This is a genomic window from Bradyrhizobium guangzhouense, from assembly GCF_004114955.1.
Classification (GTDB): Bacteria; Pseudomonadota; Alphaproteobacteria; order Rhizobiales; family Xanthobacteraceae; genus Bradyrhizobium; species Bradyrhizobium guangzhouense.
The window spans coordinates 123231-141756 of sequence record NZ_CP030053.1; the positions used below are offsets into that span (position 1 = coordinate 123231).

The window sequence follows — 18526 nt, forward strand, 5'->3', positions numbered from 1 at the left end:
TGTCCGCCTCTCCCGCAAGCGGGAGAGGCGGAGCAAACCACAGGCAATCCTCGTGAAACCCATATGCGATGTCCCTGCCCACATGCGGGGGCGGCCTCGGCTCACACGCGCGCACGAGACCGTCATCAATCCGTGATTTGACATTTCATCCATCTTTGTCAAATCTGACAAAATGCAGGCCAAGGCCCCACCCCAGGACCGCATCCTCGACGCCGCCATGCGCGTGTTTCGGCGCCACGGCTTCCGCCGCTCCTCGATCGAGCAGGCGGCGGAGGAGGCCGGGCTGACGCGTCAGGCGCTGTACCATCACTTCGCCTCCAAGGAGGCCCTGTTCCGCGCGGTGATCGAGCGGCTTTATGAGCAAGGGCTTGCCGCCGAGATCGAGGCGGCAAAGGCGGCCGAGGTGGAAGGCCTCGAGCTTGCGGAGATCCTGGTTGCCGAGATCGGCGCGCGGATGCAGTCGCTGCTCGCTTCGCTCAAGGACTCGCCCCATACCGAGGAGCTGTTTTCCGAGCACCTCGCGCAGGCGCGCGACCTCTACCAGAGCTATTCCAGCCGCTTCGCCGACGAGATCGCAACCACGATTGCGCGGGTGTGCCGCAAGCGAAAGTTCACGCTCGCAAGCGGCATCACGGTGCGCGAGCTCGCGCGCTGCGTCGAGATGGCGGTCCACGGCACCAAATCCGCTTTCCCTGCCATGCAGCCGGTCGAGGCGTTTCTGAAACAGCTCGAGACCATGCTGCGCATGCTGATCGCCGGCGCGATGGCGCCGTCAGCGAAGAAGTCCCCACGCAAAACGGGAGTTCGAAAATGACCACCACGACCGTCAATGGAAGGCCTTTTGCGCTCCCAGACGATCCGGATGCGCTCTTGATCGACGTGATCCGCGACGGCGGCCTCACCGGCACCAAGCTCGTCTGCGGCTCCGGCGTCTGCGGCGCCTGCACCGTGCTGCTCGACGGCACGCCCGTCGTGAGCTGCCTGTTGCCGGCGCAGGCGGCCGCCGGCAAATCGCTGACGACCATCGAGGGCATAGGAGCTGCCGGATTGCATCCGGTGCAGAAGGCGTTCATGGCGCACGACGCCCTGCAATGCGGCTTCTGCACGCCCGGCTTTGTCGTCGAAGCCACCGCCTTCCATGACAGCTGGCGCGCGACCAGGGGCGCGGCGACACCCTCGCGCGAGGAGATCGCCGCCGCGCTCTCAGGGCATCTCTGCCGCTGCGGCGCCTATGAAGGCATTTTTCGCGCGGTGGCGGAGGCTTGCTCGGGCCGCTTCGACGGCAACGATCCCATCGCACCGCGGCTGGAAGCCCGCGACAAGGTGACGGGCCTCGCCCGTTACACCGTCGACATCCACCATGACGGCCAGCTCGAAGGCGTCATCCTGCGCGCGCATGTCGCGCATGCGCGGATCACCTCGCTTGATCTGGCGCCGGCGCGCGCCGTGGAAGGTGTTGCCGCGGTCGTTCCGCTGCTCGACGACGACAACATGATCCGCTTCGTCGGCGCGCCGATTGCAGCCGTCGCCGCCAGGGATCGCCGCACCGCGCTGAAGGCGATCGCCGCGATCACCTTCAAGCTAGAACCTTTTCCCGCGGTGATCGGGCTCAATGCCGCGCGACGCGACGATGCGCCCGTCGTGTTCGACAAGAAGGACCGCAAGCGTGCCGGCAACGTGTCCGAGGGCGCCGGCGGCGCTCCGGTGTCGTGGAAGGGCAATGTGCGCGGGCCTTCGGCGCCGTTCTCGCAGAAAGCCAAGCAGGCCAAGAGCTGGCTCGACGAGGCGCGGGCGCAACGCAATCCGCTGCTGGTCGAGGAAACCTTCCGCGTCTCGACGCAACAGCACGCAAGCCTCGAACCGCATGCCGCCGTGGCCAGGCTCGATGGCGATCAGCTCACCGTGCACATCTCGACCCAGGCCATTCACGAGAGCATGGAGAAGATCGCCAAGCGCTATGGCCTTCCGCACGACAAGGTGCGTGTGATCGCCGATCATGTCGGCGGCGGATTCGGCTCCAAGGGCAGCGTTGGGCTGGAGACCATCGCCGCGATCGAGCTTGCGCGCGCCGCCAAGGCGCCGGTGCGGGTCGCCTTCGATCGTGAGGAGGAGCTTTCCGTCACCGGCTATCGTCCGGCCGCCGAATTGAAGCTCTCCTTGCTGCCTTCGGCGGACGGCCGCCTCAAGGCGCTGTCGCTCACCGCGCATGCCGATACCGGCGCTGCCGTGAACTCGCTGATCGCCGGCCTGGCGCGGCTGATCTATCCGGCCGAAGCAAAAGAACTCGTCGACTTCGACGTGCTGAGCAATCTGCCGCCCGGCGCGCCGTTCCGCGGCCCCGGCGGTCCGCCGATGTCGTTTGCGCTGGAGCAGGCGGTCGATGAAGCCGCGCTCAGGATGAACGTCGATCCGATCCAGTTGCGCAAGCGCTGGGATACCGATCCCAACCGGCAGCGGCTTTACGACTGGGCCGCCGGCCTCGACGTCTGGAAGAACCGCAAGCCGGCCGCCTCGCAAACCGGCCGTTTCAGGCGCGGCGTCGGCGTCGCCACCGGCTACTGGCTCTATCTCTGGCAGACCGGCTCCTCGGTCGAGCTCGCGATCAAGGGCGGCCGCATCGTCGCAAGCTGCGCGGTGCAGGACATCGGCACCGGCACGCGCAGCGTGATCGCGAACACCGTCGCGAAGGCGTTCGATCTCGACCCGCAGGACGTGGACGTTCGCATCGGCCGCTCCGACCTGCCGCCCGGGCCGGGCTCCGGCGGCAGCCGCGTCACCGCCTCGGTGGTGCCGCCGACCCTGCTCGCCATCGACAAGCTGAAAGCGGAAATCAAGCGCACCGCGTCTCGCACGCCTGCTCCGGGCTCGAACGCGCCCTGGCGAGAGATGATCGCGGCGTCCCCTGATATCGCCGTGTCGGCGAAACGCCAGGAGGACGGCAAGCCGCCGCCCGGCGTCAGGCCCGCGCTGCACGAGGCTGGCATCATGGGCCGGGTGTTCGGTTGGGTGCTGCGCTTGATGAACCACATGGTGGTCGGCGCCGGCGTGCCGAGCTCGGTGCAGGTGATGGAAGTCGAGGTCGATACCTGGCTCGGCCATGTGCGCGTGCTCAACGCCTATACGGGCCTTGCGATCGGCAAGCTCGCCGCGCCGGCGCTGGCGCGAAGCCAGGCCGCAGGCGCGGTGATCCAGGGCATCGGCTACGCACTCTATGAAGCGCGAGAGACCGATCCTTCGAGCGGCCACATCCTGAGCGGCAGCATGGAGGATTACCGCATTCCCGGGATGGCCGACATGCCGAAACTGGACGTGCATTTCGACGAGGCCGGTTTCGAGCATGTGCCGGGCGGCAGCGTCGGCATCGGCGAAGTCGCGACAGTGCCGACCTCGCCCGCGATCGCCAACGCCATCCGCGATGCGATCGGCGTGAGGCTGACCGAAATTCCGTTCCGGCCCGATCGCCTGGTGGCCGCGCTGAAAGGGAGGGATGCAGCATGAGTGTTGCGGTCATGACCGCCGAGCCGACTGCCAAGCCCACGCCTGAATTCCGCGCCGGAGGAACCGACCTCAGCGAACGCCGCCGCAGTGGCGTCTCGCAGGGACTACTGATCGATATCTCGGCCACCGGCGACAAGGCGATCACCTGGGCCGCCGACGGATCAGCCAAGATCGGCGCGCTCACCACCATCGCCTCGATCGCGACGGACGCGCGCATCGCCGCGGCCTATCCCGGCATGGCGGCGGGCGCACAGGGCCTCGCCACGCCACAGGTGCGCCAGGTTGCGACGCTCGGCGGCAATCTCGCGCAGCGTTCGCGCTGCTGGTATTTCCGCCGCGCCGACATCGATTGCCTGAAGAAGAGCGGCAGCACCTGCCCTGCCCGGTCTGGCAATCATCTCTACGGCGTTGCCTTCGATCTCGGCCCGTGCGTCGCGCCGCATCCCTCGACCATGGCGGCGGCGCTGCTCGCCTATGATGCGACCATCACAACAAGCCAGCGCAGCGGGCTCTCGATCGCGGATCTGCTCGGCGACGGCTCGCTCGCGCACGCCGATCATGCCCTCGCAGCCGGCGAGATGATCAAGAGCATTGCGCTTCCTGCTCCGCTCGAGGGCGAGCGCGCCTCCTACAAGCGCGCGATCAGCCGGAGCCATGCGGAATGGCCGCTGGTGGAGCTCTGCGCCCGCGTCGTGATAGCAGACGGCAAGTTCCTTCTCGTGCGTCTCGCTGCCGGCGGCATCGCGCCCGTGCCGCTTCGCCTCACCGCCGCCGAAGTCGCGCTCAATGGCAAGATTGCCAATGCGGCATCGATCGCAGACGCGGCGAAAGCTGCGACCTCGGGCGCCAAACCATTGCCGATGGCGGAATACAAGCTCGATCTCCTGCAAGGGCTGGTGCGCGACGTGCTGGAGCGGCTTGTGGATTAGCTGGTCGCGCACGCGTGTCCCGGACAAGCCGCAGCGCGAAGCGTTGCGGCGCAGCGTCCGGGGCACGAGAGCGAATTGTTGGAGATTACGCCGCGGTTGCCGGCGGCAGGGCGAGCACCGAATAGATCGCCTGGGCGTCGCGCGAGGCGCGGAGCTTCTTGGCGATATCCTGGTCGCGCAGGAGGCGTGCGATGCGGGCGAGCGCCTTGAGATGATCGGCACCGGCGCCTTCGGGCGCGAGCAGCAGGAACACGAGATCGACCGGCTGGCCGTCCATCGCCTCGAAATCGATCGGACGATCGAGCCGGGCAAACAGGCCAAAGATCTTCTCGAGCTTGGGCAGCTTGCCGTGCGGAATGGCAACGCCGTAGCCGACCGCGGTGGTGCCGAGCTTCTCGCGCTGGAGCAGCACCTCGAACACCGAGCGCTCGTTTTGGCCGGTGAGTTCGGCGGCCTTGGCCGCGAGCTCCTGGAGCGCCTGCTTCTTGCTGTTGACCTTCAATGCCGGGAGAATCGCCTCGGGGGCGACCAGATCGGTAATCGGCATGGAAGTGTTCCGAGGTGAATTAAACCGTCAGGTTCCGAATTGGCCGTCTCGATCAGATCGAGCCCGACCGGCGTCAAGAAGGTCAAGCAGGAGGGGGACTTAGCCCCGGTCCTGATGTGGGGCGCTTCTACTCCAACGCAATCCCGGTGCCAACTCCCGCGTGCGGCTTTGCAACGGTCATTGTTAAGACCTGTGGTTGATACGGGGTTGCCCCCGGACACCGGGGTAGATTCTTTGTTTGACGCGTTTTCTTCACGCGAACCGGCATCCACTTCGCTCGAAAACGCTCTAATCGCCCGGTTTGGCACCCGGCGGGTCGATCCAGCCTACATTGCCATCGGCCCGGCGGTAGATGATGTTCACCCGGCCGGAGGAGCCATGCTGGAATACCAGGCAGGGTGCCCCGCTGAGGTCGAGTTCCATGACCGCCTCGCTGACGGACATCTGCTTCAGCGCCGTCGTGGCCTCGGCGATGATCACGGGGCTGTAGCCGGTGACCTCGTCCTCGTCGTCGCCCTCGCCGGGGGCCTCGAGCACATAGGCGGTGGCGTCGAGCGCGGCCAGCGCCGCGGAGGCGACATGGGCCTTGCGAGCCGAACGGTCCTTGAGCCGGCTCTTGTAGCGCTTGAGCCGCTTCTCGATCATGATCAGCGCCTGGTCGGCGCTGGCATAGGCATCCTGCGCATTCGAATCGGCTTCCAGCGTGATCCCGGAATCGAGATGCAGCGCGCAGTCGGTGCGGAAGCCGAAGCCATCCTTGCTGAGCGTGATGTGGCCGGAATAGTTGCCGTCGAAATATTTCCGCAGGACCTCTTCGGTCCGGTCGGTGACGCGGCCGCGGAGGGCCTCACCGACGCTAACGCTCTTGCCCGAAATCCGAAGAGTCATGTGATGCCTCGCTTGGTTCAATTGGCTGAGATGCGACGACGCGTCATCGCATCTCAGGTCATTTCCCTGCGCATGATCTTGTCGGAAAACCGCCGGACACTTTTCCGGATCATGCGCCTGCTTGGATCGGTCGCGATTGGGGGAGGAGAGTAGCGCGATTTCGCGCCAGCGCAATCAGGCCGGCTCGGTGTTGCGGGAGCGATCGGGCATTGCGGTGGAAAGGACGTTACCAAGAGCGCTCTGCTTGTCGCGGCGGCGTTGCACCGAGGACGGAATGCGCATGGCTTCGCGGTACTTCGCGACCGTGCGGCGGGCAATATCAATGCCCGAAGCGCGCAAGCGTTCCACGATGGTATCATCCGACAGGATCGCGGTAGGCAGCTCCGAATCGATCAGCTGCTTGATGTGGTGACGCACGGCTTCGGCCGAATGCGCCTCGCCGCCGTCGGCCGAGGCGATCGAGGCCGTGAAGAAATATTTCAATTCGAATGTGCCGCGATTTGTCGCCATGTATTTGTTGGCGGTGACGCGCGACACCGTGGATTCATGCATCTGGATGGCGTCGGCAACCGCTTTCAGATTCAACGGCCTCAAATGTGCGACACCATGGGTGAAGAAGCCGTCCTGCTGGCGCACGATCTCGGTCGCGACTTTCAGGATGGTGCGGGCGCGCTGGTCGAGCGCGCGCACCAGCCACGTCGCGTTCTGCAGCGCATCCGTGAAATACGACTTGTCGCCGTCCTTGCCGATCTTCTTCGACAGCTCGGAGTAATAGGTCTGGTTGACCAGGACGCGCGGCAGGGTGTCGCTGTTGAGCTCGACGTGCCAGCCGCCATCCGGGCCCGGGCGGACATAGACGTCGGGCACCATGGCCTGAAGCCGCGCGGAGCCGAACTTCATGCCGGGCTTGGGATTGAGCCGCCTGATCTCGCCGATCATGTCGGCGATGTCCTCGTCGTCGACGCCGCAGAGCTTGCGCAGGGACACAATGTCGCGCTTGGCGAGGAGATCGAGATGCTCGACGAGGGCCTGCATCGCGGGATCGTAGCGGTCGAGCTCGCGGAGCTGGATCGCGAGGCACTCGCTCAGGCTACGCGCACAGACACCGGGCGGATCGAATTTTTGCAGCACGGCAAGAACGTCCTCGACGTCCTGTTGCGTTGCGCCAAGCCGCTCGGCCGCGCCGCCGAGATCGGGCGGCAGATAGCCGGCTTCGTCGACGAGGTCGATCAGATACTGCCCGATCATGCGCTGCGCCGCGCCGGTGAAGGCCACCGACAGCTGCTCGGCGAGATGGTCGGAGAGCGTCATCTCTGCCGCCACGAAGGCTTCGAGATTGTAGTCCTCGTCACCAGAGGCGCCGCCGCCCCATTCGGTGTAGGTGGTCGGCGCGGCATCCTGGGCGTTGCGCGCGGCCGCCTCGGCCGGCTCCTCGGAGAAGACGTTGTCCAGGCCCGTGTCCAGGGTCTGCTCGATCTCGGCGCGGGTGCCAAGATCCTTGCTCATCCATTCTTCCTGGCCCGGCTCGAAGGCCTCGCCGCTGCCGCCAAAGCCGTCGGCATCACCCTGATTGCCTGAATCATCGCCATCATGGTCGCTAAACTGGCCAGCCTCCGGGGCTTCGCCACCGCCCTCCTCGTTGGCCCGCTCCAGCAGAGGGTTACGCTCGAGTTCCTCTTCCACGAAGGTGGTGAGATCGAGATTGGACAATTGCAGCAGCTTGATCGCCTGCATCAACTGCGGCGTCATGACCAGCGACTGCGATTGCCGGAACTCTAATCTCTGCGAAAGCGCCATCTAACAAGAACCGTTCCCGAAAATTGGTCCGATTCTTGCTTATCTTAGTCCCAGCCCGATGTACACGGCTTGACGAAACCGAAAAAAGGGCTAGAGGCGGAATTCCTCGCCAAGGTAAAGGCGACGGACATCCGGATCCGCGACGATCTCGTCCGGGCTGCCCTCTGTCAGGATTTCACCGGCATAGACGATATAGGCGCGATCGGTGAGGCCGAGCGTCTCGCGGACATTGTGGTCGGTGATCAAGACGCCGATGCCGCGATTGGTGAGGTGGCGGACGAGGTCCTGAATGTCACCCACCGCGATCGGATCGATGCCCGCGAACGGCTCGTCGAGCAGCATGTAGTTCGGACGCGTTGCCAGCGCGCGCGCGATCTCGACACGGCGGCGCTCGCCGCCCGACAGCGCGATCGAGGGCGATTTCCGCAGGCGCGTGATGTTGAATTCGTCGAGCAGCGAGTCGAGCTGCTGCTCGCGCTTCTTGCGCGAAGGCTCGACCACTTCGAGCACGGCGCGGATGTTCTGCTCGACGGTGAGGCCGCGGAAGATCGAGGCCTCCTGCGGCAGATAGCCGATACCGAGCCGCGCGCGCTGATACATCGGCAGCTTGGTGACGTCGTGACCGTCGAGCTCGATGGCGCCGCGATCGGCCTTGATCAGGCCTGTGATCATGTAGAACACGGTGGTCTTGCCGGCGCCGTTCGGACCGAGCAGACCGACCGCTTCGCCGCGGCGCACATAGATGCTGACGCCGCGCACGACCTGGCGGCTGCCAAAACTCTTTTCCACGCTATGCACAGCCAGGAAGCCGGGCCGCCGCAACAGCTGCGGCCCGCCAGCGCCATTGGACCTTGCCGCAGGCCTGGCTTTGGGCGGTTGAGCGGCCGCCGCCGGCCGCAGCCGTGCCGGAGCCTCGACGCCATAGGGATCCGCGGCGTGCATGGGCTGGTCACGCGCGATCGGGGGCGCATCCCTGACAGGGCTCGGCATGAGCCCGCCGACGCTGTCCCCGAGTGCCGTGATGTCCTGACGGGCAAATCCTGGCCGGCCGCGCTTGGCGGGGCGCCGTCGGAACATGCTGAATAGATCGACCATCCCCGCCTTCTAGCCTTTCACGACAATCTTGCACGACGATCGTGCGTGATCTCGCGATCTGCTGCACCGGCCCCAGCGATTCGCCAGCACAGCATGAGTGAAGGGATGTCTCATGCCCAGTGAAACACGCCCGAAAAGCGGCGAACCCCGCTTCGAAAGCCCGTGCGGTAGATACAATCTTGTCAGGCCGGCTTCAACCTGGCGCCCCTAAATTATTATGTAACGTATTGATTTACTTCGGCTTACCCGGAATCAGCGAGGGCATGGCCGGGCCCGAGCCGCCCGTAACGGGTGTCCCGCATTTGCCGTTGCCGCCGCCCTGGGACTGGATGAACAGGCCCTGCACCTTGCCGCTGTCGGATTCCACGCGGGAGACGCCGGTGGTCATGTCGACCATCAGACGGTCGCCGCGCAGCACGTTCTGGCACTGGGTCAGAACCACCTGGCCGCCGGCCCCGCCCAGCATGGTGATGAGGTTGGTCTTGGTGTCGAACACGGCGGTCTCGCCGGTGACCACCTGGTCCTTCTGGGTGACGACGACATTGCCGCGCGCTTCCAGCCGCTTGATCGAGGACGCGCCGCCCGGCCCTGGCGAAGCGGCCTGCATCGGTGGCGCCGCCTTCGCGCCCTTGGCAGGCGCGGCCGCGGGCTGCTTGTCGCTGCTGGATTCGTAGAACACCACCAGCGTCTTCGAGGTCATGGTGGTGTCGCCCTGCACGACCTTCACGTTGCCGGAGAAGGTCGCCTCCTTCTTCTTGTCACGCATTTCGAGCGAGGCGGCCTCGATCTGGATCGGCTGATCGCGGTTCTGCGAAAAGCCCTGCATCGCGTTCGGCACGCCCTGCATCGTGCTCTGCGCGACGGCAGCGCCTGTCGCGATGAACAGCGCAGAAGCTGCGATGATGGCGCGACGCCTGCTGTCGTTGCGCGGGAAAAAATCAGCCATGAAAATCACTTTGAGTTTGCGGATCTGTTCTTCGACTTCGTCGGCGGTGGCGTCGGCGCCGGCTGCTCGACTGGCGCATCGGTGCTGATCTTGTCCAGATGCATCACCACATTGCCTTCGAAACGGATGACGTCGCCGCCTTCCGTGATGCGCAGCTTGTCGGCTGTCAGCGTGCCGTTGGTCAATTTGACGTCGACATGCTCGTCCGACGAGACCGTACCCTTGTTCATGTCGACAAAGGCCGAGTTCAGCCGTGCCTCGTAGCCGGTCGAGGTGCGCACGAAGACGTCCTTGTGCAGATCGAGCTGCTGCTGCTTGTTGTCGAAGCGGCCGGTGCGGGCATCGAGGAACACGGTCGACTGGTCTTCCATCAGCACCTTCGAGCGCAGATCGGCGAGATCGACATGATCGGGGTCGGTGATGTCCTGCGTCGCGGTCTTGGCCCAGAGCTCGTAGGGCCGCTGATCCGTCGTGAAGCCGGACATGTGCGGCGATTCCATCGTGATCTTGGTGCCGGTCACCACGAGGTTTCCGGAATCGACCTTGATGGGGATCATGGAGAAGGGATTGAGGAAGGTCGAGACGGCGACGATCGAGGCCATGGCCAGAACCACCGTCACCGGCACCGCGATGCGCAGAATCCGCACCAGGCGGCTGTGGCGCGCCGCCTGGGCAAACTTCGCCGCTAGCGCGGCGTCGTAGGTGGGAAACTGGGCCGAATTCACCGCTGCTCCGGAGGCATTGCTTGCCTGGTCAGAAGGCTCCAATCGAGGGCGCCCCATTGTACCCGCGACCGCTGGAATATGCAGCCCGCGACAAACCGGTACGAAAGTGTCCGAAACGGGGCGGGTCGTCTCTCCCTCTCCCGCTTGCGGGAGAGGGTCGGGGAGAGGGTGTCACCGCAATGGGACAGCCCCCTAGAGGAGAAAACCCTCACCCGCGCCTTCGGCATAGCCGAGGCTCCGCCTCGGCGTCTCCTAAGAACGGCCGCTGAAGGCGGCCTATGCTCTCCCGCAAGCGGGAGAGGTTAAGGGACCTAGGAGTGCTCGAAAATGTCCTCTTCCTCCCAACCCTGGAGGTCGAGCAAAGCGCGGGTCGGCAGGAAGTCGAAACAGGCTTTTGCCAGCGCGCTGCGGCCCTCCCGGACCAGCATGGCATCCAGCCGCTCGCGCAAGCCATGCAAATGCAGCACGTCGGAGGCGGCATAGGCCAGCTGCGGCTCGGTCAGGCTGTCGGAACCCCAATCGCTGGATTGCTGCTGCTTGGAGAGATCGACATTGAGCACCTCGCGGACGAGGTCCTTGAGGCCGTGGCGATCGGTATAGGTGCGGGTCAGGCGGGAGGCGATCTTGGTGCAGTAGATCGGCCCGGTCATCACGCCGAAGGTCTGGTACAGCACGGCGACGTCGAACCGCGCGAAATGGAAGATCTTGGTGTTCGCGGGATTGGCGAGCAGCGCCTTCAAATTCGGCGCGTCGGTGTGGCCCTTGGGGATCTGCACCACGTCGGCGCTGCCGTCGCCGGGCGAGAGCTGGACCACGCAGAGCCGGTCGCGGTGCGGGTTCAGGCCCATGGTCTCGGTGTCGATCGCGACCGCGCCGGTGTAGCGGGAGAGGTCAGGCAGGTCGCCGCGATGCAGGCGTACGGTCATGGCGTTTCAAACCCTTCAATCGAATCGATCGGTCGGCAGCATAAGCTAATCGGATGGCCCGCGATTTAGCCATTAGGGACAGGGCGCGCAAGCAGCGATGGCTCAGATCGCCGCCAGCATGATGCAGACCATCGCCGCAACGGTGGTGCGGCTGGCGCCGTCGCGGAAGGCGTAGATGATGGGGTCATCGGGCATCTCGCGGCGATGCGCGATCATCAAGGCCCGGCCGAACCAGTAGAGCAGCAAGGGCGCGAGCAGCCACAGCATCCAGGGGCGGCTGTAGAGCGGCGTCACCGCCGAGGACGAGACGTAGAGCGCGAACACCGTCACCGCATTCATCGCGCTCGCGGCCGCCATCGCGGCGATGATGTGCAGGTCGCTGACGCGGTAGTCGCGGTTGGAGGGATCGGCAAGGCCTTCGCCCTGGCGCATGCTGAGCTCGCTGAAGCGCTTGATCAGCGCCAGCGAAGTGAACACGAACAGCGAGAACACCATCAGCCATTCCGACAGCACCACGCCGGCCGCGACGGCGCCGGCAACGATGCGCAGGCAATACAGGCCGGCCAGCGTGACGACGTCGACCAGCATCTTGCGCTTGAGCACCAGCGAATAGGCGATGGTGGTGACGAGATAGGCGACGAGCACGCCGAGGAACGTCAGGGAGATGCAGAGGCTGGCACCGAAGGCAAACAGCCACAGCACGGGGATCGCCGACAGCGCCGACGAGATCGGCAAATCACCCGCCGCCAGCGCGCGATGGCGCTTGGTCGGATGCTGGCGATCGGCGGCGAGGTCGAGCAGATCGTTCATCAGATAGGCGCCCGACGCGCAGGCCGAGAACGCCAGGAACGCCAGCAGCGTGGCGCCGAGCGTTGCGAGGTTCACCTGATGCGCGGTGAGAACGGGCACGAACACCAGCGTGTTCTTGGCGTATTGATAGAGGCGCAGCGCCTTCGCCCAGGTTCGCAGGCTGACGCGATCCCTGACGACATGGTCGATCCGCTCGATCGCGGCGCGGTCGAACGGCAGATTTTCGCCGGCCGCAAGATCTGCCGGCGTCACGACGCCGTCGAAGCCGAGATGCGCCGAGATGCCGGCCGCCTGATCGGCGAAGCGGCCCGCGACCAGAAAAATCTTGCCGCCCCGCGCCCGCGCCGCCAGCGCCCGGTTCAGCACGTCGGCATCGTAGGGAAGGTGGGCGTAGTCGATCCTGGCGCGCGCCAGAACATCCGTCAGTGCCGCCATGCCCGGACGACCCCGCGCGCCGAAACGGGCCAGCATGCGGGCGGGGCTGGAGAACAGCGCCTCCATCAGCAATTCCGAGCGCAGCAGGGCGCCTTCGAGATCGACGACGAGGGTACGGGCCGGCGCCGCCGGCGCCTGCGGCGCGGCCTCGCTCCGATCGTACTGCCAGACGGGCTGCTCCATCCGAAAACGCTCTGACTGACCGCGACACGGCCGGCCCAAGGATTGGGGAGGCCGGGGAGCAGGAAAATGGACGGCCGCGAGCCTAAGGAGCATTCGCTAAGGGCGGCTTAATCCGGCCGGGGACGGGTCGGCAAGGAGGTCCCGCCGCCAGCTGTTGCAGGGATCCCACAATCCGGCACGCGCCGAAATATACCAGCGGAACCTGCGGCCCGGGCCGGTGGTAATCGGCGGCGCCGACCCTATCTGAGCCCAGCTTTCTCACCACACCCCAGGTACCATGACAGACCAGACGCTCGCCGCGCCGATCGACGATCAGCAGGAACGCCAGCGCGGCTTTACGCGCTACCAGTCGCTTCTCGTGGCGCTGCTCGCCTTCGCCCAGTTCACGATCATTCTCGACTTCATCATCATGTCGCCGCTCGGCGCCATCATGATGCCCTCGCTCGACATCACGGCCGGGCAATTCGGCGTCGCGGTGTCGGCCTACGCGTTCAGCGCCGGATTGTCGGGCATCCTGGCCGCCGGCTTTGCCGACCGCTTCGACCGCAAGCGCCTGCTGCTGTTTTTCTATGCCGGCTTCACGCTCGGGACCCTGCTGTGTGCGCTGGCGCAGAACTACCAACTGCTGCTGCTGGGCCGCGTCGTGACCGGTCTGTTCGGCGGCGTGATCGGCTCGATCGTGCTCGCCATCGTCACCGATCTGTTCGCGCTGCATTTGCGCGGCCGCGTGATGGGCTTCGTGCAGACGGCGTTTGCCGCGAGCCAGGTGCTCGGCGTACCCACCGGGTTGTTCCTGGCCAATCGCTGGAGCTGGCATGTCTGCTTCTTCGCGATCGTCGGCCTGTCGATCCTGTCGATCGCCATCATTGCCTTCGCCATGGCGCCGGTGGATGCGCATCTGAAGCTGAAGCAGGACAAAAACCCGTTCCACCATCTGGTCGCGACGGTCAGTGAGCCGCGCTACACGCTGGCCTTCGCGGTCACGACATTGCTGGCAACGGGCGGCTACATGCTGATGCCGTATTCGAGCGCCTTCACCGTGAACAATGTCGGCATCGACATCGTGCATCTGCCGACGATCTATCTGGTCTCGGGCCTGTTCAGCATCGTCACCGGACCGCTGGTCGGCCGCGCCTCCGACACCTTCGGCAAATACCCGACCTTCGTGTTCGGCTGCGCGATGACCGTCGTCATGGTGCTGATCTACACCCATCTCGGCCACGTCTCGCTGGTGACAGCGATCGCCGTCAACGTGCTGCTGTTCGTCGGCATCTTCTCGCGCATGATCCCGTCGCAGGCGCTGATCTCGGCGATCCCCGACCAGAGCCAGCGCGGCTCCTTCAGCGCGATCAGCGCCTCGCTGCAGCAGCTCTCCGGCGGCCTCGGCTCGGTGCTCGCGGCCGCGATCATCTCGCAGCAAGCCGACGGCTCGCTGCTGCATTTCGAGCGGATCGGCTATGTCGTCGTGACGACGACGATCATCACGCTGGTGGCGATGTATTTCGTACAGAAGGGGGTGGCGGCGCGGGCTGGGCGGAGTGTGGTGTGAGGGCTTACAAGGCCGATTGGCCCGAAGGCGTTCATCACCGCTTGATGAAAAGGCCATCCAATAATAGTTATTGGGCTGAATACCGACGGAGAAGCGCGGCATGGCAGTCAGTGCAGATCTGGGCGAAGCCCTTGAAAACTTTGTGACAAAGCTAGTTGCTTCGGGCCGTTACCACTCCAAGAGCGAGGTGCTGCGGGAGGGCGTGCGGCTCATTCAGGAGCGCGAAGCGCGGCTGGCGGTATTAGACGCCGCGATCGCTCGCGGGCTTGATGACGCCGACGCGGGCCGAACCAAGCCAAGCTCCGAAGTCTTCGACCGGCTAGAGGCCAGACTGGCGAGTAAAGCGGACCGCACGTGATCGTCGTCATCACCGCGGAAGCCGAAGCTGATCTCGAGGACATCGCGTCATATGTCGCCGAGCAGAGCCCGCGGAGTGCGCTCACGCTGCTGCGCGGGCTACGAGAGAAGTGCGAATCGCTTGCTGACGCACCGCGCGGCTATCCCTTGGTCCCCCGCTACGAACGCACGGGTATTCGTCGTCGCCCGTTCGGCAACTATTTGATCTTCTATCGGGTCGGTAACGATGCGATCGAAGTGATCCACATCCTTCACGGCGCGAGGGATTACGAGCCGCTGCTTTTCCCGGAGGACTGAGATTCTCGCGAAGCGCCCGCCGAACAACGGCTGCACCAACCTAAAATGGTGCCCAGGAAAGGACTCGAACCTTCACGGCCGTTAAGCCACTGGCACCTGAAGCCAGCGCGTCTACCAATTCCACCACCTGGGCATGCCGTTTGGGGCACGGAGGCGGTTACTACGGTTCGGTGACGCCGTTGTCAATTCATGGTTCTGGATGCCGATTGCGCATCGCACACCGCCCCGATACAAGCCTGATATCGCGCACTCTTCCGCAGGAATGGACCTCCATGGCATCGAATCTGGAAACTCTCGTCACGGTTTTCGGCGGATCGGGGTTTTTGGGCCGGAATGTCGTCCGCGCGCTGTGCCGGCGGGATTACCGGGTCCGCGTGGCGGTCCGGCGGCCGGAATTGGCCGGTTACCTCCAGCCCTCGGGCAAGGTCGGCCAGGTCCACACCATCCAGGCGAACCTGCGCTACCCTGGATCGGTCGAGGCGGCGGTGCGTGATTCGCATGTCGTGATCAACCTGGTCGGCATCCTCACGCAAGGCGGCGCCCAGACCTTCGACGCCGTCCAGGCCAAGGGCGCCGAGACCGTCGCCAAGGCGGCGGCGGCCGCGGGGGCCGGCCTGATCCATGTCTCGGCAATCGGCGCCGACGCTGATTCGCCCTCGCACTACGCCAGGGCCAAGGCGGCCGGCGAGGCCGCGGTGTCGGCAGCGGTGCCGTCGGCCACGATCTTCCGCCCCTCCGTGATGTTCGGCCCCGAGGACCAGTTCACCAACCGCTTTGCGGCGCTGGCGCGGATGTCGCCGGTGCTGCCGCTGATCGGCGGCGCGACCAGGATGCAACCTGTTTACGTCGGCGACGTCGCCACCGCGATCGCGGATGCCGTCGACGGCAAGGCCAAGGCGGGCGCGACCTACGAGCTCGGCGGGCCCGAGGTGCTGACCATGCGCGAGATCATCGAGGCGATCCTCGCCATCACCGACCGCGAGCGCACGCTGGTGCCGCTCTCGTTCGGCCTCGCCCGCCTCAAGGCCGCCTTCCTGCAATTCGCACCCGGCGCGTTCAAGCTGACGCCGGATCAGGTCACGCTGCTCGAGCGCGACAATGTCGTGTCTGACACGGCGAAGGCCGCCGGCCTGACGCTGGAAGGTCTCGGCATCACCCCCGATTCGCTGGAAGCGATCGCCCCGCAATATCTCTGGCGCTTCCGCCCGCAGGGCCAGTTCCAGCGCATGGGCGTGTAGTCGACGGCGGTCTATCTTAACCTCTCCCGCTTGCGGGAGAGGTCGCCGCGGAGCGGCGGGTGAGGGCTTTCTCCTCTTGGGGAGTCTCTCTGCGGAGACACCCTCTCCCCGACCCTCTCCCGCATCCGCCTTCGCCCGAAGGCGGGCTTCGGCGAGACAAGAGCGGGAGAGGGAGCGCACCATTTGCGCGGCTACGATCTCAAAACTTCAGCTTCTTGAACACCGCCTCCGGCAGCATCTTGATGATCAGCATCACGAGACGCCAGACGCCGCTGACGTAGACGACATCCCTCTTCTTCGCGACGGCATTCAGGATCGCATCGCCGACGACAGGCGCCTCGACGGTGAGCGGGCCGATCAGCTTCATGCCTTCGGTCATCCTGGTGCGGACAAAGCCCGGCTTCACGGTGACAACATGCACGCCGCCGCGGCTGGCGCGGGCGCGCAGGCCAGAGAGGAAGGCGGAGAAGCCTGCTTTCGCCGAGCCGTAGACATAGTTCGAGGCGCGGCCGCGATCGCCGGCCACCGACGAGACGCCGACAACAGTGCCGTTGCCGCGGCTCAAGAATCTCTCCGCGAACAGGCCGAGGATCAGCGACGGCCCCTCGTAGTTCGAACGCATGATCGTGGTGGCATGGGCGAGATCGTGCTCGGCATTCTGCTGCACGCCGAGCAACCCGACGATCGAGATCACGACGTCAGGCAAGACAGGAAGGCCGGCGACGAAGCCGTCGAAAGACGCGGTGTCGAGCACGTCGAACGTCCACGTGCTCGCTTCGATATTGTAGCGCGCGCGGAGGTCGGCGGCGTCGGGCTCGAGCGCAGCGGCATCACGGCCTGCAAGGCCGACATCATAACCGGACTTGGCAAAGGCGCGCGCGGCGGCGCGGCCGATATCGGAGGAGCCACCGAGCACCAATACTGACTTGCGTGACGTCACGGCTTAAACCTCATCGAACAGGCGTTGTGACAATTTCGAGCGGATATTGCCGGCCGGATCGAGCGATTTGCGGATCGCCTTGAAGCGCCCCAGCGCCGGATAGCCGGCCTCGAACGTCGCGCGCGACTGGCGGGCGTCCTTCGCCAGATAAAGCCTGCCGCCGGCGGCGACGATCAGGCGGTCGATCTCGTCGAGGAAATCCAGGATGTCGTCCTTGACGGGGAAATCCAGCGCCAGCGTGTAGCCGGGCAGCGGAAACGACAGCAGGCCGTCGCCATGGCCGAGCTTTTTGAGCACCGCGAGGAACGAGGCATCGCCGCGCCTTGCGACGCGATCCAGGATGTCGCCGAGCACCTCGCGCGCGCCGGCTTCGGGGATCACGCATTGATGCTGGAGAAAGCCGCGCCGCCCGTAAATGCGATTCCAGTCGCTGAGACTGTCGAGCGGGAAGAAATACGGATAGAGCGAGACCACATGCTGGCTGCCGGCACGCCGCGCGCCCATGCGGTAATAGAGCTCGTTGAAGGCACCGACGCTGTAGCGATTGAGCGTGATCGACGGCAGGTCGAGGGGCACCGCGAGCCCCGGAGGCTTGCCGACGGGAAACACCACGGCGCCTTCGGCCAGCTCATCCCTGCCGGCGTGCTCCCCGAGATAGATCAAGGAACGGCCGAGGTTGCGCCCGCGCGCCACGCAGTCGATCCACGCCACCGAATAGGTCGCGGAATCGCCGGCCTCGAGTGCGCGCATGGCGGCATCGAGATCGGACGCGGAGATCACCCGCTCGCGGATCCAGCCTGTTGCGACGGAGCGCAGCCGCAGCGTCGCTTCGAGGATCACGCCCGTGAGGCCCATGCCGCCGACGGTCGCGAAGAAGACATCGGAATTCTGCTCGCGCGAGGCTTCGATGGTCTCGCCGGCCCCTGTACGCAGCAGAATGCTGTCGACATAGCGGCCGAAACCGCCCTCGCCGTGATGGTTCTTGCCATGCACGTCGGCCGCAATCGCGCCGCCGACCGAGACGAAGCGCGTGCCCGGCACCACTGACGGCAGGAAGCCGCGCGGACCAAAGGTATCGATCAGGTCGGACAGCAGCACGCCGGCTTCCAGGCGGATGCGGCCCGTCGCCGGATCGAACGACCTCACCCGGTCGAACGCCGTCATTCCGATGGTTCTGGCGGCGCCGATCGCGGCATCGCCATAGGCGCGGCCATTGCCCCTCGCGATGGAGCCGGTCACGTCGGCGACGGCCCGGCTTACGGCCTCGAACGACCGGGGCCGCAGCATTTCGGTATCGACGACCGGGAAGCGCCCCCAGCCGCTGACTGTCGTCATCGTTCAGCTCCGCTTGCGGGCGCACGCCGCC

General features: G+C 65.5%; 17 protein-coding genes and 1 tRNA gene. 7 read left to right on the forward strand and 11 right to left on the reverse strand.

Annotated elements, in window-relative coordinates; translation table 11 throughout:
- The first annotated feature begins 172 nt into the window (after window positions 1-172).
- The 3 genes from XH91_RS00575 to XH91_RS00585 are packed head-to-tail and all read left to right on the forward strand — an operon-like array spanning window position 173 to window position 4427.
- Window positions 173-814 (forward strand): TetR/AcrR family transcriptional regulator, encoded by a 642-nt coding sequence (locus tag XH91_RS00575; RefSeq protein ID WP_128948789.1) that lies wholly within the window; start codon window positions 173-175, stop codon window positions 812-814.
- Window positions 811-3498, forward strand: a complete 2688-nt coding sequence (locus XH91_RS00580) for a molybdopterin-dependent oxidoreductase (protein WP_128948790.1) — start codon at window positions 811-813, stop codon at window positions 3496-3498. Before XH91_RS00575 ends, XH91_RS00580 begins: the two co-directional genes overlap by 4 nt.
- The gene (locus tag XH91_RS00585; RefSeq protein WP_128948791.1) at window positions 3495-4427 is read left to right on the forward strand and encodes an FAD binding domain-containing protein; all 933 of its coding nucleotides are present in this window, start codon (window positions 3495-3497) and stop codon (window positions 4425-4427) included. The genes XH91_RS00580 and XH91_RS00585 overlap by 4 nt, the downstream gene beginning before the upstream one ends.
- A gap of 85 nt (window positions 4428-4512) precedes the next feature.
- Here the strand turns inward: XH91_RS00585 and ptsN are convergent, their stop codons facing one another.
- The 8 genes from ptsN to XH91_RS00630 form a co-directional block, all read right to left on the reverse strand.
- Entirely contained in the window at window positions 4513-4974 is a 462-nt protein-coding gene (gene ptsN / locus XH91_RS00590; protein ID WP_008141251.1) for a PTS IIA-like nitrogen regulatory protein PtsN, read from the reverse strand.
- 288 nt (window positions 4975-5262) lie between these two features.
- Entirely contained in the window at window positions 5263-5862 is a 600-nt protein-coding gene (gene hpf / locus XH91_RS00595; RefSeq protein WP_128948792.1) for a ribosome hibernation-promoting factor, HPF/YfiA family, read from the reverse strand.
- Window positions 5863-6036: 174 nt separating this feature from the next.
- Window positions 6037-7659, reverse strand: coding sequence for an RNA polymerase factor sigma-54 (gene rpoN / locus XH91_RS00600; RefSeq protein WP_128948793.1), 1623 nt, complete (start codon window positions 7657-7659; stop codon window positions 6037-6039).
- 90 nt (window positions 7660-7749) lie between these two features.
- Window positions 7750-8754 carry an LPS export ABC transporter ATP-binding protein gene (gene lptB / locus XH91_RS00605; RefSeq protein ID WP_128948794.1) on the reverse strand — a complete coding sequence of 335 codons (1005 nt, stop codon included), beginning with the start codon at window positions 8752-8754 and terminating at the stop codon, window positions 7750-7752.
- A gap of 232 nt (window positions 8755-8986) precedes the next feature.
- Complete coding sequence (locus tag XH91_RS00610) at window positions 8987-9700, reverse strand: LptA/OstA family protein (protein WP_164933569.1); 714 nt, start codon at window positions 9698-9700, stop codon at window positions 8987-8989.
- A gap of 5 nt (window positions 9701-9705) precedes the next feature.
- Entirely contained in the window at window positions 9706-10425 is a 720-nt protein-coding gene (gene lptC / locus XH91_RS00615; protein ID WP_128948796.1) for an LPS export ABC transporter periplasmic protein LptC, read from the reverse strand.
- A 311-nt stretch (window positions 10426-10736) separates the two neighbouring features.
- A complete protein-coding gene (locus tag XH91_RS00625) occupies window positions 10737-11351 on the reverse strand; it encodes a ribonuclease D (RefSeq protein ID WP_128948797.1) in 615 nt (204 codons plus the stop codon).
- 102 nt (window positions 11352-11453) lie between these two features.
- Complete coding sequence (locus tag XH91_RS00630) at window positions 11454-12779, reverse strand: UbiA family prenyltransferase (RefSeq protein ID WP_128948798.1); 1326 nt, start codon at window positions 12777-12779, stop codon at window positions 11454-11456.
- Window positions 12780-13056: 277 nt separating this feature from the next.
- Between XH91_RS00630 and XH91_RS00635 the strand changes: the two genes are divergently transcribed.
- The 3 genes from XH91_RS00635 to XH91_RS00645 all read left to right on the forward strand — a co-directional run bounded on the left by XH91_RS00635 (window position 13057) and on the right by XH91_RS00645 (window position 14982).
- Window positions 13057-14328 carry an MFS transporter gene (locus XH91_RS00635; RefSeq protein ID WP_128948799.1) on the forward strand — a complete coding sequence of 424 codons (1272 nt, stop codon included), beginning with the start codon at window positions 13057-13059 and terminating at the stop codon, window positions 14326-14328.
- Between the two features lie 100 nt (window positions 14329-14428).
- The gene (locus XH91_RS00640; protein WP_128948800.1) at window positions 14429-14686 is read left to right on the forward strand and encodes a type II toxin-antitoxin system ParD family antitoxin; all 258 of its coding nucleotides are present in this window, start codon (window positions 14429-14431) and stop codon (window positions 14684-14686) included.
- Window positions 14683-14982 (forward strand): type II toxin-antitoxin system RelE/ParE family toxin, encoded by a 300-nt coding sequence (locus XH91_RS00645; protein ID WP_128948801.1) that lies wholly within the window; start codon window positions 14683-14685, stop codon window positions 14980-14982. Before XH91_RS00640 ends, XH91_RS00645 begins: the two co-directional genes overlap by 4 nt.
- Before the next feature lie 46 nt (window positions 14983-15028).
- Here XH91_RS00645 and XH91_RS00650 read toward each other — a convergent pair.
- A tRNA-Leu gene (locus XH91_RS00650) sits at window positions 15029-15115 on the reverse strand.
- A gap of 139 nt (window positions 15116-15254) precedes the next feature.
- Here XH91_RS00650 and XH91_RS00655 point away from each other — a divergent pair.
- Window positions 15255-16220, forward strand: a complete 966-nt coding sequence (locus XH91_RS00655; RefSeq protein ID WP_128948802.1) for a complex I NDUFA9 subunit family protein — start codon at window positions 15255-15257, stop codon at window positions 16218-16220.
- Window positions 16221-16419: 199 nt separating this feature from the next.
- Here XH91_RS00655 and XH91_RS00660 read toward each other — a convergent pair whose 3' ends face one another.
- Both XH91_RS00660 and XH91_RS00665 read right to left on the reverse strand, forming a co-directional pair.
- Window positions 16420-17160 (reverse strand): SDR family oxidoreductase, encoded by a 741-nt coding sequence (locus XH91_RS00660; RefSeq protein ID WP_128948803.1) that lies wholly within the window; start codon window positions 17158-17160, stop codon window positions 16420-16422.
- Between the two features lie 3 nt (window positions 17161-17163).
- The gene (locus tag XH91_RS00665; protein ID WP_128948804.1) at window positions 17164-18495 is read right to left on the reverse strand and encodes an FAD-binding oxidoreductase; all 1332 of its coding nucleotides are present in this window, start codon (window positions 18493-18495) and stop codon (window positions 17164-17166) included.
- Between the last annotated feature and the right edge of the window lie 31 nt (window positions 18496-18526).

What these genes read in the sequence shown, in the direction of transcription:
- XH91_RS00575 (WP_128948789.1), top strand. Translation starts at nt 173, where the DNA reads ATGCAGGCCAAGGCCCCACCCCAGGACCGCATCCTCGACGCCGCCATG.
- XH91_RS00580 (WP_128948790.1), top strand. Translation starts at nt 811, where the DNA reads ATGACCACCACGACCGTCAATGGAAGGCCTTTTGCGCTCCCAGACGAT.
- XH91_RS00585 (WP_128948791.1), top strand. Translation starts at nt 3,495, where the DNA reads ATGAGTGTTGCGGTCATGACCGCCGAGCCGACTGCCAAGCCCACGCCT.
- ptsN (WP_008141251.1), bottom strand. Translation starts at nt 4,974, where the DNA reads ATGCCGATTACCGATCTGGTCGCCCCCGAGGCGATTCTCCCGGCATTG.
- hpf (WP_128948792.1), bottom strand. Translation starts at nt 5,862, where the DNA reads ATGACTCTTCGGATTTCGGGCAAGAGCGTTAGCGTCGGTGAGGCCCTC.
- rpoN (WP_128948793.1), bottom strand. Translation starts at nt 7,659, where the DNA reads ATGGCGCTTTCGCAGAGATTAGAGTTCCGGCAATCGCAGTCGCTGGTC.
- lptB (WP_128948794.1), bottom strand. Translation starts at nt 8,754, where the DNA reads ATGGTCGATCTATTCAGCATGTTCCGACGGCGCCCCGCCAAGCGCGGC.
- XH91_RS00610 (WP_164933569.1), bottom strand. Translation starts at nt 9,700, where the DNA reads ATGGCTGATTTTTTCCCGCGCAACGACAGCAGGCGTCGCGCCATCATC.
- XH91_RS00625 (WP_128948797.1), bottom strand. Translation starts at nt 11,351, where the DNA reads ATGACCGTACGCCTGCATCGCGGCGACCTGCCTGACCTCTCCCGCTAC.
- XH91_RS00630 (WP_128948798.1), bottom strand. Translation starts at nt 12,779, where the DNA reads ATGGAGCAGCCCGTCTGGCAGTACGATCGGAGCGAGGCCGCGCCGCAG.
- XH91_RS00635 (WP_128948799.1), top strand. Translation starts at nt 13,057, where the DNA reads ATGACAGACCAGACGCTCGCCGCGCCGATCGACGATCAGCAGGAACGC.
- XH91_RS00640 (WP_128948800.1), top strand. Translation starts at nt 14,429, where the DNA reads ATGGCAGTCAGTGCAGATCTGGGCGAAGCCCTTGAAAACTTTGTGACA.
- XH91_RS00655 (WP_128948802.1), top strand. Translation starts at nt 15,255, where the DNA reads ATGGCATCGAATCTGGAAACTCTCGTCACGGTTTTCGGCGGATCGGGG.
- XH91_RS00665 (WP_128948804.1), bottom strand. Translation starts at nt 18,495, where the DNA reads ATGACGACAGTCAGCGGCTGGGGGCGCTTCCCGGTCGTCGATACCGAA.